We start from the raw sequence: 13,586 nt of genomic DNA, 5'->3' as shown, positions 1-13,586 counted from the left end.
CTGCGTGTTTCTACGGTATGGCGACACCGAATCGTCCCCGCACACGCCTGGAAGTGGTGCACATGGTCGCCGTAACTCCCTCCCCGAAACCCGCAGGATCCATCAGGCGCATCGTCGCGGCCAGCCTCGTCGGCACCACCATCGAGTGGTACGACTTCTTCCTCTACGGCTCGGCCGCCGCGCTCGTGTTCAACTCGCTCTTCTTCCCCAGCAGCGATCCACTGGTCGGCACGCTGCTGGCGTTCCTGACGTACGCGGTCGGGTTCGCCGCCCGGCCGCTCGGCGGCATCGTCTTCGGCCACTACGGCGACAAGATCGGCCGCAAGAAGCTGCTCGTGCTCAGCCTGCTCATGATGGGCGGCGCCACCTTCGCCATGGGTCTGCTGCCCACCCACGCGAGCATCGGGGTGTGGGCGCCGATCCTGCTGACCCTCCTGCGCCTGGTGCAGGGCTTCGCGCTGGGCGGTGAGTGGGGCGGCGCGGTGCTGCTCGTCTCCGAGCACGGCGGCGACGAACGGCGCGGCTTCTGGGCCTCCTGGCCGCAGTCCGGTGCGCCCGGCGGCAATCTGCTGGCGACCGGCGTCCTGGCGCTGCTCGCGGCCGTCCAGTCCGACGAGGCGTTCCTCGCCTGGGGCTGGCGCGTCCCGTTCCTGCTGTCCGGCGTCCTCGTCATGATCGGCCTGTGGATCCGGATCTCGGTCGAGGAGTCCCCGGTCTTCCTGGAGGCGCAGCGCAAGTCGGCCGAGGCGGCCGCGCAGGGGAAGAAGGAACAGCCCCCGGTCGTCGAGGTGTTCCGCAAGAGCTGGCGCGAGGTGCTCCTCGCGATCGGCACACGCTTCGGCGAGAACATCTCGTACTACATCCTCACCGCCTTCCTGCTCGTCTACGTGACCGTGCACCTGGACATGTCCAAGAGCGACGCCCTGAACGCCGTCCTGATCGGCTCCGCGGTGCACTTCGTCACCATCCCTCTGTGGGGTGCCCTCTCGGACCGGCTGGGCCGCCGCCCGGTCACCCTGATCGGCGCTCTCGGCATGGCGGCCTGGGCGTTCGGCTTCTTCGCGCTCCTGGACACCAGGTCGTTCCCCGTCATCGTCCTCGCGGTCACCCTCGGCCTGCTGCTGCACGGCGCGATGTACGGTCCGCAGGCGGCGTTCATCTCGGAGCTGTTCGACACGAAGGTCCGCTACTCCGGCGCCTCGATGGGCTCCCAGCTCGCCTCGATCATCGGCGGCGCCCTCGCCCCGCTGATCGCGGTCGAACTGCTCAAGGACTACGAGTCGTCCGTCCCGATCTCCGTCTACCTCTGCTTCGCCTCCCTGGTCACCGCTGTGACGGTCTGGGTGGCCAAGGAGACCCGCGGCCGCGACCTCACCCGGGACGGCCGGGACCAGTCCGTCCCGGCCCAGCGGACCGCGACCGTCAAGGACTCGGTGCCCCTCGGCCGCTGATGCCCCCGCTCCCCCGCGCGCCGCACCGCTCCCACGGGGCGCGGGAGAGCTCGTCCGTTGCCCGGCCCTCACCTCTCCGGGAGGCGATCACCGTATGCTCACCGGCGTGACACGCCCCGCCCAGCACTCCGCGCCCGCCCTGCGCCGGCTCCTCGACCTGCTGGCGCAGGGCGCGGCGGCCGAGGAGTTCGACCGGCCGGCCGCCGACGCCCGGCAGGCCGGCGCCTCCGATGCCGAGCTGGCCGAGATCGCCGAGGCCGCCGCCGTGGCGCTGCGCATCCGGCGCACGCTCGGTCAGCACCGGGTGCGCGAGGCCCAGCTCACCGCCCTGTTCGACACGGCCAGCGACCTGGCGGCCCTGCGGGACCTGGACGCCGTGCTGCGGGCCATCGTCCACCGGGCGAGGCTGCTGCTCGGCACCGACGTCGCCTACCTCTCGCTCAACGACGACGCCGCGGGCGACACGTACATGCGGGTCACCGACGGGTCGGTGGCCGAGGCGTTCCAGCGCGTGCGGCTCGGCATGGGCGAGGGGCTGGGCGGACTGGTGGCCCAGACGGCCCGCCCGTACGCGACCGGGGACTACCAGGCCGACACCCGGTTCCACCACACCACCACCATCGACAGCGCGGTCCTGGACGAGGGCCTGCGGGCGATCCTCGGGGTACCGCTGCGCCTCGGGGCCCGCATCATCGGCGTGCTGTACGCGGCCGACCGGTCGCCCCGCGAGTTCACCGCGACCGAGGTGGCGCTGCTGTCGTCGCTGGCCGACCACGCCGCGATCGCCATCGACGGGGCCCGGCTGCTGGAGGAGACCCGGGCGGCGCTGGTCGACCTGAACGCCGCGTCGGAGACCATCCGGACGCACAGCGAGGCGATGCGCCGCGCGGAGGAGGCGCACGACCAACTCACCGACCTGGTGCTCCAGGGCGGCGGGGCCGACGACGTGGCGGCGGCGCTCGCGGACATCCTGGGCGGCGGGATCCTCATCCATGACGCGGACGGCGCCGAGCTGGCACGGGCCCGCGCCGACCCGCTGCCGCAGCCGATCCCGGCGGTGTCGGCCTCCCGGGCCCGGGGGCGGGCGGTGCCGCTGGACGGCACGTGGGTCTGCGCGGTCCTCGCGGGGCCCGAGCTGCTCGGCTCCATCGCGCTGACCGGCCGGGCCGGGCTGGCGGACGCCGACCGGCTGCTGTTCGAGCGGGCCGGCGTCGTCACCGCGCTGCTCATGCTGCTGCGCCGCTCGGTCGCCGAGACGGAGGACCGGGTCCGGGGTGAGCTGCTCGGCGATCTGCTCGCGCGCACCGGCGACCCGGGGACGCTGGCCGCGCGCGCCCGCCGGCTCGGCGTCGACCTGAACCGTCGGCACAGTGTGTTCGTCGCCCACAGCGAGGTGGCCCCCCGCCACCGGCTGCTGGCCGCGTCCGCCCGCAGCGCGCAGGCGCTCGACGGGCTGGCCGGGCTCCACCACGACCACGTGGTCCTGGTCGCGCCGTCGGACGCTCCGGGGCCGGCCGCGCAGACGCTCGCCGCCGAGCTGGGCCAGGCGGTCGGCTTCCCCGTCACGGTCGGCGCGGCAGGCCCGGCCACAGGTCCGGCCGAACTGCCCGACGCGCACCGCGAGGCCGACCGCTGCCTCTCCGCGCTGCGCGCCCTGGGCCGCACCGGGAGCGGCGCGGCCGTCGCGGACCTGGGATTCATCGGCGTACTGCTGGGCGATCAGGCGGACCTGGGCGGCTATGTCCGGCGGACGCTGGGGCCCGTGCTCGACTACGACAGCCGGCGCGGCACCGATCTCGTCACGACGCTGGACGCCTATTTCGCCGAGGGCGCGAGCCTGACCCGGACCAAGTCGCTGCTCCACGTGCATGTGAACACGGTGGTGCAGCGGCTGGAGCGCGTCGGCCGGCTCCTGGGCCCGGACTGGAGCTCGCCCGCCCGGACGCTGGAGATCCAACTGGCCCTGCGGCTGCACCGGCTGACCCGGGGCCTGTGAGGGGCGGCTTCCCTTCGGCCGGGAGGGCTCTCAGCCGTCCAGGCCCGCCGAGACCCGGCGCGAGGGCTTGAAGACGTACAGGTCGAGGATGTCCGGCGCGTCCGCGAGCCCCGGGCCGCCTGCCGCCGCCCAGGTCACGATGTCCTGCTCGGCGTGCTCGTCGTTGACCAGGCCCAGCCAGACCGGCCGGCCCCCGGCCCCGCGCCCCTCGGCCGAGGGCTGCACGACGATCACGTTGCCCTGCTCGCAGGCGTCGAGGCACTCGACCGCCCGTACGGTGGCGGCGCCCTCCAGACCGGAGCGCAGCCGGGCCAGCTGGCCCGCGTGGTCGACGCCCGGGATCTTCCCGGTGCCGCAGCAGCAGCCCCGGCAGACGCTGACGGTGGGGCGGCCGGGGCCCTGGGCGGGCACGTCCTTGCGGCGGCGGCTCATCGGGGCACTTCCCGTCACGGAGAGGGGGCGATGTCAGGTGAGGACCACCGTCGGTCCGGGTGATCACCACGACTCTACCGAGGCGTCCGCCGTTCGAACACCAGCACCCTCTCGGGCCGGGTGCGGTATCGTGGACGGCTGCGAAGGGGAGTAGCCCCGCAAACCGGTCGTCGACACACTGGAGCCCACGGGTTCCCGGTGGCCGGGCTCGTGGATTCCGGGAGGGTTCCGCGGGCGGGCGAGACCTTCGGTCCTGTATGACACGTCCACGCCCTGTGGGCGCTGCCGTCATGCCGGGCCGAGTGGTCCTCCGAAAAGCCCGAGCGGCGCTTCGCGAAGATCCGGGGCCCGGCTCGCACAGAAAGCCACCCGGAATGCATCTCGACCTCCTGGCGATCCTCACCGCCTTCGGCCTGATCTTCCTCGCGGAGCTCCCCGACAAGACGATGTTCGCGTCGTTGGCCATGGGCACGCGGATGCGCCCGCTCTACGTGTGGTTCGGCACGTCGTCCGCCTTCATCGTGCACGTCGCCATCGCCGTCGGTGCGGGCAGCCTCATCGGGCTGCTGCCCGACTGGATCGTCAAGCTCGTCTCGGCCTCGCTCTTCGCGCTCGGCGCGTTCCTCCTGCTGCGCGGCAGCGGCGGGGACGACGATGACGAGACCGAGGTGAGGACGGTGACCGGTTTCTGGCCGGTCTACTCGACCGCGTTCATGGCCGTCTTCATCAGCGAGTGGGGCGATCTGACACAGATCACCACCGCCAACCTCGCGGCGAGCAACGGCACCTGGTCCACCGCGATCGGTTCGGCCGCCGCCCTGATGTCGGTGTCGGCCCTGGCGCTGCTGGCGGGCAAGTTCATCGCGAAGCGCGTACCGCTGAAGACCGTGCAGCGCATCGGCGGACTCTGCATGCTGGGCCTCGCCGTCTGGACGGCCGTGGAGATCTTCACCGGCTGAGGCCGGCGCGCGGCGGGGCGGGGGCGTGCCGGTTCCGGTACGCCCCCGCCCGCGGTTATCGGTGTGCCCCCGCGCCCGGTCTTCGGTGCGTCCCCGCCCGCGTTTCAGAACAGGGCCGGTGTCTCCTCCCCCGTACCGCCGCTCTCGAAGGCGAGGAGCCGCTGTTTGCGGTCCAGGCCGCCGCCGTATCCGGTGAGGCTCCCGGAGGCTCCGATCACGCGGTGGCACGGGACGATGATCCCGACCGGGTTCTTGCCGTTGGCCAGGCCGACGGCCCGCGAGGCGCCCGGTTTGCCGAGTTCCTCGGCCAGTTCGCCGTACGTCCGGGTCTCGCCGTACGGGATCTTCAGCAGTTCCGCCCAGACGCTCCGCTGGAACGGGGTGCCCGCCAGGTTCAGCGGGAGGTCGAAGACGGTGCGGTCGCCGGCGAAGTACTCGCCGAGCTGCCGGATCACCTCGCCGAAGGGCTCCGGGTCCGGTACCCCGAAGGTCTCCTCGGGCGGGCGGTGGCGCTGGTCGGTCATGTAGAGGGCCGACAGGACGCCGTCGGTGGCGACGAGCGTCAGCGAGCCGTAAGGGCTGTCGACGACGGTGTGCTGCTTGGTCGGGGCTACGGGGGTCATGAGGGGCCTCCTTCAGGCGGGCAGGTGGTTGATGGGGTGGTCGTCCACCGTCCACAGGTACTGCACGGCGTACGCCCGCCAGGGGCGCCAGTCGGCGGCCCGTGCGGTGAGGGCCGCGGGGGTGGCCCGCAGGCCGAGCCGTTCGGCCGCGCGGCGGATACCGAGGTCGGTGGGGAGGAAGGCGTCGGGGTCGCCGAGGGACCGCATGGCGATGGACTCGACGGTCCAGGGGCCGAAGCCGGGCAGCGCGGCCAGTTCGGCGCGGGCCCGTTCGCGGTCGGTGTCGGTGTCGAGCCGCAGCCGGCCCTCCGCGAGGGCGGCGACGAGCGTGGTGAGGGTGGTGCGGCGGGTACGCGGCAGCGCGAGGGTCTCCGGGTCGAGACCGGCCAGCGCGTCGGGGGTCGGGAACAGGTGGGTGAGCCCGCCCTCGGGGTCGTCGACCGGGACGCCGTGGGCGGTGACGAGCCGGGCCGCGTGGGTGCGGGCGGCGGCGGTGGAGACCTGCTGGCCGAGCACCGCGCGTACGGCGAACTCCGCGCCGTCCACGGTGCGCGGCACCCGGCGGCCGGGGCCCGCGTCGACCAGCGGGGCCAGCAGCGGGTCGGTGCGCAGCTGTGCGTCGACGGCGACCGGATCCGCGTCCAGGTCGAGGAGCCAGCGGCAGCGGCTGATGGCCCGCGTGAGGTCGCGGGGGTCGGTGAGGGAGAGCCGGCAGGCGATGTGGTCGGGTTTCGGGCTCAGGGCGACGACGCCGTGCCCGTACGGGAGGGTCAGCGTGCGCCGGTACGCGCCGTCGCGCCACTCCTCGACGCCGGGGACCGCGGTCGCGGCCAGGTGGCCGAAGAGATTGCTGGGGTTGAGCGGGGCCCGGTAGGGCAGGCGCAGCGCGATGACGCCGGGTGCGGCGGTGGTGCGCGGGCCCCGGGCGGCGCGGGTGCGCAGATCGCCGGGGGCCAGGGCGAAGACCTCGCGGACCGTCTCGTTGAAGGTGCGGATCGAGGAGAAGCCGGCGGCGAACGCCACCTGGGCCATGGGGAGTTCGGTCGTCTCGATGAGCAGGCGGGCGGTCTGGGCCCGCTGGGCGCGGGCCAGGGCCAGCGGTCCGGCGCCCAGCTCGGCCAGCAACTGGCGTTCGATCTGGCGGGCGGAGTAGCCGAGCCGGGCCGCGAGCCCGGGCACGCCCTCGCGGTCGACGACCCCGTCCTGGATGAGGCGCATGGCGCGGGCGACGGCGTCGGCGCGGGCGTTCCACTCCGGGGAGCCGGGGCTGGTGTCGGGGCGGCACCGCTTGCAGGCCCGGAAGCCTGCCTGCTGGCAGGCGGCGGCGCTCGGGTAGAAGGTCATGTTGCGGGTCTTGGGCGGCACGACGGGGCAGCTGGGGCGGCAGTAGATCCGGGTGGTGAGGACCGCGGTGAAGAACCAGCCGTCGAAGCGGGCGTCCTTGGACTGGACGGCCCGCACGCAGCGCTCGGTGTCGGTGTGCATGGTTCCAGGATGGTTCACCGGTCAGGGGCTTGGCTGGCGGAAATCCGACATGGAGGTCACGCGGAAATCCAACAGCCATACGACCACCGGGTGTCCCCCGGGTGTGCGCGCGCTCAGCCGCGCATCGCGAGGACTTCCTCGAACTCCACGTACGCGTGCGCGTCGAAGAGCACGAAGCGCACCTCCTCGACCGGCTCCACGGTCTCCGCCAGGACCGTACGCACCGCGATCCGGGCCCCGTCGTCCATCGGCCAGCCGTAGATACCGGTGGAGATCGCCGGGAACGCGATCGACTTGGCGCCCAACTCGGCGGCCAGACGCAGGGATTCGCGATAGCAGGAGGCGAGCAGGGCGGACCGGTCCTCGGCTCCGGAGAAGACCGGGCCGACCGTGTGCACGATCCACTGCGCGTCGAGGCGTCCGGCGGTGGTGGCGACGGCCTGTCCGGTGGGCAGGCCCTTTCCGTACCGCGAGGCGCGCAGTTCACGGCAGGCGGCGAGGATGTCGGGGCCGCCGCGCCGGTGGATGGCGCCGTCGACTCCGCCACCGCCGAGCAGCGAGGAGTTCGCCGCGTTGACGATGACGTCGACGGACTGATCGGTGATGTCGCCGCGGACCAGACGTACGGCGGGAGAGACAGAGGTGCTCATGCGGACATCATGCCGCGCGCCGGGGCCCTTCGCCGCCCGGTCCGCATGGTCCGGCACCCGCCGCGGCCGGGTGGCCGCTTCAGGATCCCGCCCGCAGTCGCCGCCATACGGCCTTGGCGGCGTGGTGACCGGACATGCCGTGCACCCCCGGTCCGGGCGGGGTGGCCGAGGAGCAGAGGAACACGGCGGGGTGCGCGGTGGCGTACGGGACGCGGGCCAGCTTGGGGCGGATCAGGGTCTGGAGGCCGGCGAAGGCCCCGCAGGCGATGTCGCCGCCGATGTAATTCGCGTTGCGCGCGGCGAGTTCGGGCGGTCCGGCGACGGCGCGGGCGAGGACCAGATCGCGGAACCCGGGGGCGAAGCGCTCCAGTTGGCGCTCGATGACGTCGGTGGCGTCGCCCTCCCAGCCCGCCGGGACATGTCCGTACGCCCAGAAGACGTGGCGTCCTTCGGGGGCCCGTGAGGGGTCGGTCAGGGAGGGCTGGGCGGTGATGAGGAAGGGGGCGCTGGGATCGCGGCCCTCGACCGCGGCCTTCAGCGCGGTGTCGATGGCGGTGGCGGTGGGGCCGATGTGGACGGTGCCCGCGCGGCGGGCCTCGGGCGCGGTCCAGGGGACGGGGCCGGACAGCGCGTAGTCGATCTTGAAGGCGGAGGCGCCGTACCGGTAGCGGTGGTAGGCGCTGCCGAGTCCGGCGATGCGGGCGAGGGCGGAGGGCGAGGTGTCGAAGACGTAGGCGCGGGCGGGCGGCAGTTCGTCCAGCCGCTTGACCTCGCTGCCGGTGCGGATCGTGCCGCCGTGTGCCCGGAGCAGGGAGGCGAGGGCGTCGGAGATGGCCTGGGAGCCGCCGCGCGGCACCGGCCAGCCGTTCTCGTGGGCGGCGAGCGCGAAGACGAGGGCGACGGCCGAGGTGGCGAAGCCGCTGGTGGGCGCTATGGCGTGGGCGGCGAGCCCGGCGAAGAGGCCGCGGGCCTTCTCGCCCTGGAAGCGCCGGGAGACCCAGGTGGCGGGCTGGAGGCCGAGCAGACCGAAGCGGGCCAGCCGGTACGGGTCGCGGGGCAGGCTCTCCCAGGGGGTGCGCAGGAAGTCGGCGGCCAGGGTGTCCCAGCGGCCGACGAAGGGGGCCATGAGGCGGCGGTAGGCGCCGGCGTCGGCGGCCCCCAGGGTCATGGCGCTCTCACCGACGGAGCGGGTGAGGGCGGCGGCGGTGCCGTCGAGGAAGGGGTGGGCGAGGTCGACCTCGGGGTGCAGCCATTCCAGGCCGTGCCGGGCCAGGGGCATCGCCCGGAACGCGGGCGAGCCGATCCCGAGGGGGTGCACGGCGGAACACGGGTCGTGCCGGAACCCGGGGAGGGTCAGCTCCTCGGTGCGGGCTCCGCCACCGATGGTGTCGTGCGCCTCGTGGACCTCCACGGAGCAGCCCCGGCGGGCCAGTTCGGCCGCGGCGGTCAGTCCGTTGGGCCCGGCGCCCACCACGACCGCATCGAGCATCGACGGCACCTGGGGACTCCTTCGTCGGCCGGCAGTCGGACCCCCAGGGTATGCGGCCCCACCGACAGCGCGGACGCGGACCCCCCGCGGATCCGCGTGCGGCTCGGGCCGGTCCACGGGCGGCCCCGGCCGCCCGTTCCGGTCAGCCGCCCGCCCGCAGCGCCGTCAGGATCCGTTCGGCGGTGGCCTCGTCGCGGGCCGCCGTGAACGGCAGGGCGTTGCCGCCCGCGATCCGGAACGGGACGCCCGCCAGGGTCGACTGCGCGCCGCCCGCCTCGGTGACCAAGAGCAGTCCGGCCGCGTGGTCCCAGGCGTACTCCCAGTTGAACGCGATGCCGTCGAGGTCCCCGCGCGCCACCGCGAGGTACTCCAGGCCCGCCGAGCCGCAGGGCCGGGGCGCGATGCCTTCGGTGCGCAGGCCGAGCAGGGCCCGCTTCTGGGCGTCGGTGGTGTAGTCGGGGTGCGACATCGCCACGTTGAGGACGGCGCCGGGGGCGGGGGCTCCGGCGCGTATCGGGGCGCCGTTGAGAGTGGCGCCCCGGCCGCGCACGGCGACGGCCATCTCGCCGAGGACCGGGGCGTACGTCCAGGAGGCGTGGATCTCGCCGTGCTGGGCGAGGGCGACCAGCGTGCAGAAGCCGGCCTCGCCGCGGACGAACTGGCGGGTGCCGTCGACCGGGTCGACGATCCAGACGGGTGCGTCGCCGCCGAGGGCGTCGTAGACCGCCGGGTCCGCGTGGACGGATTCCTCGCCGACGACGACCGAGCCGGGCAGCAGCTTGGTGAGGGCGGCGGTGAGGTGTTCCTCGGCCAGCCGGTCGGCGGCGGTGACCAGGTCGTGCGGGCCGCTCTTCTCGATGATCTCGTGGGCGGCGAGCTTCCGGTGGCGGGGCACGATCTCGGCAGCGGCGGCGGCGCGCACGGCGGCCTCGACCTCGGCCAGCGGTCCGGTGTCCCCGGCGGCTCCGTGGAGAAAGTCATCGATCATGGCCCCACCCAATCATGGCCGCACATCGAGCCGGTCAGGCGCTTGAGGACGGAGCCTGTGCGGAGGTGTCGCCGCGCTCACAGGGGTCCTGCGCCTCGGGGCTCCTCCGCTCCCGCGCCGGCCCTCGGCTCCCGGGCCGACGCGCCCGGTTCCTCCCCGGCGGCACTCTCGCGTACCTCGGTGTCCTGGGGTCCGGGGTCGCCGCGGGAACGCTGACGACCGTCCTGCCGCATGCCCTCCCCACCGTGGCCGACCGGTCGCTCACCACGCGCGGGCGGCCTCGGTCAGCAGGTCGCGCACCCGCGCCACCTGGGGGTTGACGGCGGAACCGGGGCGCTGCACGAGGTACGCGGTGTTGATCGGCGGGTCCTCGGGGACGTACAGCTCGACGAGGGCACCCGAGGCCAGTTCGGCCGCGCAGAGGTAGCGCGGCAGCACCGAGAAGCCCGCCCCCGCCACCACGGCGGCGAGCACCCCGCGCAGGTCGGGCACGGTGACGGCGGCCCGGCAGTCGAGGCGGCGGCCGAAGACGTGCCGCCAGTAGCGGCGGGCGATGGGCAGGTCCTCGGCGTACGTGACCAGGGGCAGGCCGTGCAGCGCGGCCGGCCCCCGGGCGGCGAGGTTCTCCGGCCCCCCGGTGCGGGCGGCCCAGTGCGGGGCGGCCGTCAGCACGAACTCCTCGTCCATCAGGGGCACCGCCGAAAACGCCCGGCCGCGCGGCCGGGTGGTGGCGATGACCAGGTCGTGACGGCCGGCCCGCAGCTCGTCCAGGAGCGGATCGGTGAGCCCGGTCGCGGCGCGCAGCAGCAGCCCGTCCGCGACGAGCGGGGCCAGCGCGGGCAGCACTCGCAGGCACATCAGCTCGGCGGGGCCCGCCAGGTGGACGGGGTCGGCCGGGCGCTGACCGGCCGGAACCGTGTCGCCCGCGACCTCGGCGAGGGCGTCCAGCGGGGCGACGACGCGGGCCGCCAGCTCGTCCGCGTACGGCGAGGGGGCGACCCCGCGCGGCAGCCGCTCGAACAGCTCCCGGCCCACCTGCCGCTCCAGGGTGCGTATCTGGGCGGTGACGGTCGGCTGGGAGAGGCCGAGCAACCGGGCGGCGGCGGTGAAGGACCCCGAGCGGTGCACGGCGAGAAAGGTCCGCAGGAGATTCAGATCGGCCGGACCGGGTGGCGCGTCCGCCGGACGGCCCAGTCCCGCGAACCCATCAGGATCCTTATTCCTCATACCTGCCAGCCTATTGGAAACCTATGGGTAATCCCGCCTACCGTCGCACAGGTCAGCACTTCCCGATCCCTCGACCGACCCCGACCCCGACCCCTCGACACCCCTCTGATCTACGGAGACGTACGACATGGCAAAGATCCTTTTCGTGGTGACCGGCGCGGACCACTGGACCCTGGCGGACGGCACGAAGCACCCCACGGGTTTCTGGGCCGAGGAGGCCGTCACCCCGTACGAGACGCTCACCGCCGCCGGCCACGAGGTGGTCGTCGCCACCCCGGGCGGCGTCGTCCCGACCGTTGACCGCGGCAGCCTGGCGCCCGAGGCCAACGGCGGCCAGGAGGGCGCCGACCGGGTCGCGGCCGCGCTGGACGCGTTCGAGGAGCTGCGGCGGCCCGTCGCGCTGGAGGACGTGGACCTGGACGCGTACGACGCGGTGTTCTACCCCGGCGGCCACGGCCCGATGGAGGACCTCGCGGTGAACGAGGCCTCCGGCCGGCTGCTCACCGCCGCACTGGCCTCGGGGAAGCCGCTGGGTGTGGTCTGCCACGGTCCGGCGGCGCTGCTCGCCGCGACCGGCCCCGACGGCGCAAACGCGTTCGCCGGGTACCGGCTGACCGGCTTCACCAACACCGAGGAGAGCCAGGCGGGCCTCGCGGAGAAGGCCGAGTGGCTGCTCCAGGACCGGCTGGTGGCGGCGGGCGCGGAGTTCCAGGAGGGTGAGCCCTGGGCGCCGTTCGTCATCACCGACCGCAACCTGATCACCGGTCAGAACCCCGCGTCGTCCGCCCCGTTGGCCGCCGAACTGGTCGACCGGCTCGGCTGACCGCCCACGCGGCGGCCGGGGCCGTTCAGATCCAGTCCTGCCGCGCGGGGGGATCGCAGAGTTCCAGCACCACCTCGCCCGTCTCCGGCTCGTCCCCGGAGACGGGCCGGACGCGTGCGCCGACCGTCACCAGGTGCGGGGCCGCCCCCACGACCCGGCAGCGGAAGACGAAGCCCTCGGAGAACCGCACCAGGGACTCGTTGCGCGCCGCCTCGGTGTAGCGGTGGATGACGGCGGTCCGGACGATGACGCCGTCGCCGGTGGTGCGTTCGGGCTCCAGTTCGCTGGACGCGCACACCGGGCACAGCAGCCGCCGGAAGGAGGCGGTGCCGCACCAGCGGCAGCGGTGGTAGGCAAGGCCGCACTCCTCGTGCGCCTTCTGGACGGTACCCATTCCTGTCTGGGACACGGCTCGACCCCCTGCGCTCGACTCGGACGCGCCGCACCTGCACTGCCGGCGCGTCCGCACCATATGGCACTGAGTGCCGGGCCGTAAAGGCACTGAGTGCCCATCGATACTCAGTTCTCGCCGACGGCCGACTCGATCTGCTGCACGACGCGCCACATCGGGGTGCCCTTCCGCGCGACCATCACCACCACCTCACCGTCGCCGTCACCGCCACCGGAGACCGCGAGGGGAACCGCCGGGACGGCGGCAGAGGCCCCGGGGGCGGCCGGGGCGGCGGAGGCGGCGGGCCGCCCCCACACCTCGCGCACCAGGGCGAGCGCATGGTCGACCGCCGCCTCGGGATCCCCCTCGCCGCCCGAACGCAGCCACAGCCGCAGCCCGTTGTTGTGCGCGGCGACCACGGACGCGGCGATCACCTCGGCCCGCAACGCCCCGTCGCCGTCCGCACCGAACCGGCTCCGCAGATGACCGGCGAGGGTCTGCTCGTAGCGGCGCACCACGGACAGCTCGTACGTCCGCAGCCCCGGCACCTCCCGGGTGAGGCGATAGCGCTGCACGGAGAACTCGGGGTTGTCCGCGTACATCCGCAGCACGATGCGCGCGGCGTCGGACACCGCGCCGACCGGATCGCCGTCGTCCGCGGCGGCCAGGAATTCGGTCATCTCCGCCAGGCAGCGCTCGTGGTCCGGGAAGACCGCGTCCTCCTTCGACGGGAAGTACCGGAAGAACGAACGCCGGCCCACGCCGGCCCGCGCCACGATGTCGTCCACGGTCGTCCGCTCGAAGCCCCGCTCCAGAAAGAGCTGGAAGGCGGCCTGCGCCAGCACCTCCCGCATGGGTGCCTTCTTCTCGGGTCCTCGCGCCTCGCTCATGCCGCGAAACGTAGCATCGGAGGGCGGGATTTGGCACTGGGTACCTTTACAGAGGGTACTGAGTGCCATATTCTCTCCATCAGTACGAATGACACCCAGGTGGGACCACACCCAGGTAGGCAGGAGAGCCGGCGTGAGCTTGAGGATCGTTGTCTGTGTGAAGTACGTGCCCGACGCGACCG

Annotated in this window: 13 protein-coding genes; 4 read left to right on the top strand and 9 right to left on the bottom strand. The window is 73.7% G+C overall.

What is annotated here, in order from left to right; translation table 11 throughout:
- Nucleotides 1–62: 62 nt before the first annotated feature.
- Entirely contained in the window at nt 63–1,451 is a 1,389-nt protein-coding gene (locus IE145_RS27050) for an MFS transporter (protein ID WP_189528072.1), read from the top strand.
- A gap of 94 nt (nt 1,452–1,545) precedes the next feature.
- Entirely contained in the window at nt 1,546–3,447 is a 1,902-nt protein-coding gene (locus tag IE145_RS27045) for a helix-turn-helix domain-containing protein (RefSeq protein WP_189528071.1), read from the top strand.
- A gap of 30 nt (nt 3,448–3,477) precedes the next feature.
- Here the strand turns inward: IE145_RS27045 and IE145_RS27040 are convergent, their stop codons facing one another.
- The gene (locus IE145_RS27040) at nt 3,478–3,879 is read right to left on the bottom strand and encodes a (2Fe-2S) ferredoxin domain-containing protein (protein WP_189528070.1); all 402 of its coding nucleotides are present in this window, start codon (nt 3,877–3,879) and stop codon (nt 3,478–3,480) included.
- Between the two features lie 374 nt (nt 3,880–4,253).
- Here IE145_RS27040 and IE145_RS27035 point away from each other — a divergent pair, with 374 nt between their 5' ends.
- Nucleotides 4,254–4,838, top strand: a complete 585-nt coding sequence (locus IE145_RS27035) for a TMEM165/GDT1 family protein (protein ID WP_189528069.1) — start codon at nt 4,254–4,256, stop codon at nt 4,836–4,838.
- Between the two features lie 104 nt (nt 4,839–4,942).
- Here IE145_RS27035 and IE145_RS27030 read toward each other — a convergent pair whose 3' ends face one another.
- From IE145_RS27030 to IE145_RS27005, 6 genes are all read right to left on the bottom strand, one after another.
- Nucleotides 4,943–5,461, bottom strand: coding sequence for a methylated-DNA--[protein]-cysteine S-methyltransferase (locus tag IE145_RS27030; protein ID WP_189528068.1), 519 nt, complete (start codon nt 5,459–5,461; stop codon nt 4,943–4,945).
- A gap of 12 nt (nt 5,462–5,473) precedes the next feature.
- Nucleotides 5,474–6,946, bottom strand: coding sequence for an AlkA N-terminal domain-containing protein (locus IE145_RS27025; RefSeq protein WP_189528067.1), 1,473 nt, complete (start codon nt 6,944–6,946; stop codon nt 5,474–5,476).
- Between the two features lie 113 nt (nt 6,947–7,059).
- The gene (locus IE145_RS27020) at nt 7,060–7,596 is read right to left on the bottom strand and encodes an O-acetyl-ADP-ribose deacetylase (RefSeq protein WP_189528066.1); all 537 of its coding nucleotides are present in this window, start codon (nt 7,594–7,596) and stop codon (nt 7,060–7,062) included.
- Nucleotides 7,597–7,675: 79 nt separating this feature from the next.
- A complete protein-coding gene (locus tag IE145_RS27015; protein WP_189528065.1) occupies nt 7,676–9,094 on the bottom strand; it encodes a phytoene desaturase family protein in 1,419 nt (472 codons plus the stop codon).
- 133 nt (nt 9,095–9,227) lie between these two features.
- Complete coding sequence (locus IE145_RS27010) at nt 9,228–10,073, bottom strand: inositol monophosphatase family protein (RefSeq protein ID WP_189528064.1); 846 nt, start codon at nt 10,071–10,073, stop codon at nt 9,228–9,230.
- Nucleotides 10,074–10,334: 261 nt separating this feature from the next.
- Nucleotides 10,335–11,300: a LysR family transcriptional regulator gene (locus IE145_RS27005; protein WP_189528063.1), complete on the bottom strand. Its 966-nt coding sequence runs from the start codon at nt 11,298–11,300 to the stop codon at nt 10,335–10,337.
- A gap of 127 nt (nt 11,301–11,427) precedes the next feature.
- Between IE145_RS27005 and IE145_RS27000 the strand changes: the two genes are divergently transcribed.
- Nucleotides 11,428–12,123, top strand: a complete 696-nt coding sequence (locus IE145_RS27000; protein ID WP_189528062.1) for a type 1 glutamine amidotransferase domain-containing protein — start codon at nt 11,428–11,430, stop codon at nt 12,121–12,123.
- A gap of 25 nt (nt 12,124–12,148) precedes the next feature.
- Here IE145_RS27000 and IE145_RS26995 read toward each other — a convergent pair whose 3' ends face one another.
- The gene (locus IE145_RS26995; protein WP_189528123.1) at nt 12,149–12,517 is read right to left on the bottom strand and encodes a Zn-ribbon domain-containing OB-fold protein; all 369 of its coding nucleotides are present in this window, start codon (nt 12,515–12,517) and stop codon (nt 12,149–12,151) included.
- A gap of 125 nt (nt 12,518–12,642) precedes the next feature.
- The gene (locus IE145_RS26990) at nt 12,643–13,368 is read right to left on the bottom strand and encodes a TetR family transcriptional regulator (protein WP_189528122.1); all 726 of its coding nucleotides are present in this window, start codon (nt 13,366–13,368) and stop codon (nt 12,643–12,645) included.
- Between the last annotated feature and the right edge of the window lie 218 nt (nt 13,369–13,586).

This window comes from Streptomyces sindenensis (genome assembly GCF_014649035.1).
In the GTDB taxonomy this organism is placed as follows: Bacteria; Actinomycetota; Actinomycetes; order Streptomycetales; family Streptomycetaceae; genus Streptomyces; species Streptomyces sindenensis.
The sequence above is the reverse complement of the archived record's forward strand: the minus strand, read 5'-3'. Positions and strand labels throughout refer to the sequence as shown.

What these genes read in the sequence shown, in the direction of transcription:
- IE145_RS26990 (WP_189528122.1), bottom strand. Translation starts at nt 13,368, where the DNA reads ATGCGGGAGGTGCTGGCGCAGGCCGCCTTCCAGCTCTTTCTGGAGCGG.
- IE145_RS27035 (WP_189528069.1), top strand. Translation starts at nt 4,254, where the DNA reads ATGCATCTCGACCTCCTGGCGATCCTCACCGCCTTCGGCCTGATCTTC.
- IE145_RS27010 (WP_189528064.1), bottom strand. Translation starts at nt 10,073, where the DNA reads ATGATCGATGACTTTCTCCACGGAGCCGCCGGGGACACCGGACCGCTG.
- IE145_RS26995 (WP_189528123.1), bottom strand. Translation starts at nt 12,517, where the DNA reads ATGGGTACCGTCCAGAAGGCGCACGAGGAGTGCGGCCTTGCCTACCAC.
- IE145_RS27005 (WP_189528063.1), bottom strand. Translation starts at nt 11,300, where the DNA reads ATGAGGAATAAGGATCCTGATGGGTTCGCGGGACTGGGCCGTCCGGCG.
- IE145_RS27020 (WP_189528066.1), bottom strand. Translation starts at nt 7,596, where the DNA reads ATGAGCACCTCTGTCTCTCCCGCCGTACGTCTGGTCCGCGGCGACATC.
- IE145_RS27040 (WP_189528070.1), bottom strand. Translation starts at nt 3,879, where the DNA reads ATGAGCCGCCGCCGCAAGGACGTGCCCGCCCAGGGCCCCGGCCGCCCC.
- IE145_RS27045 (WP_189528071.1), top strand. Translation starts at nt 1,546, where the DNA reads ATGCTCACCGGCGTGACACGCCCCGCCCAGCACTCCGCGCCCGCCCTG.
- IE145_RS27050 (WP_189528072.1), top strand. Translation starts at nt 63, where the DNA reads ATGGTCGCCGTAACTCCCTCCCCGAAACCCGCAGGATCCATCAGGCGC.
- IE145_RS27025 (WP_189528067.1), bottom strand. Translation starts at nt 6,946, where the DNA reads ATGCACACCGACACCGAGCGCTGCGTGCGGGCCGTCCAGTCCAAGGAC.
- IE145_RS27000 (WP_189528062.1), top strand. Translation starts at nt 11,428, where the DNA reads ATGGCAAAGATCCTTTTCGTGGTGACCGGCGCGGACCACTGGACCCTG.
- IE145_RS27030 (WP_189528068.1), bottom strand. Translation starts at nt 5,461, where the DNA reads ATGACCCCCGTAGCCCCGACCAAGCAGCACACCGTCGTCGACAGCCCT.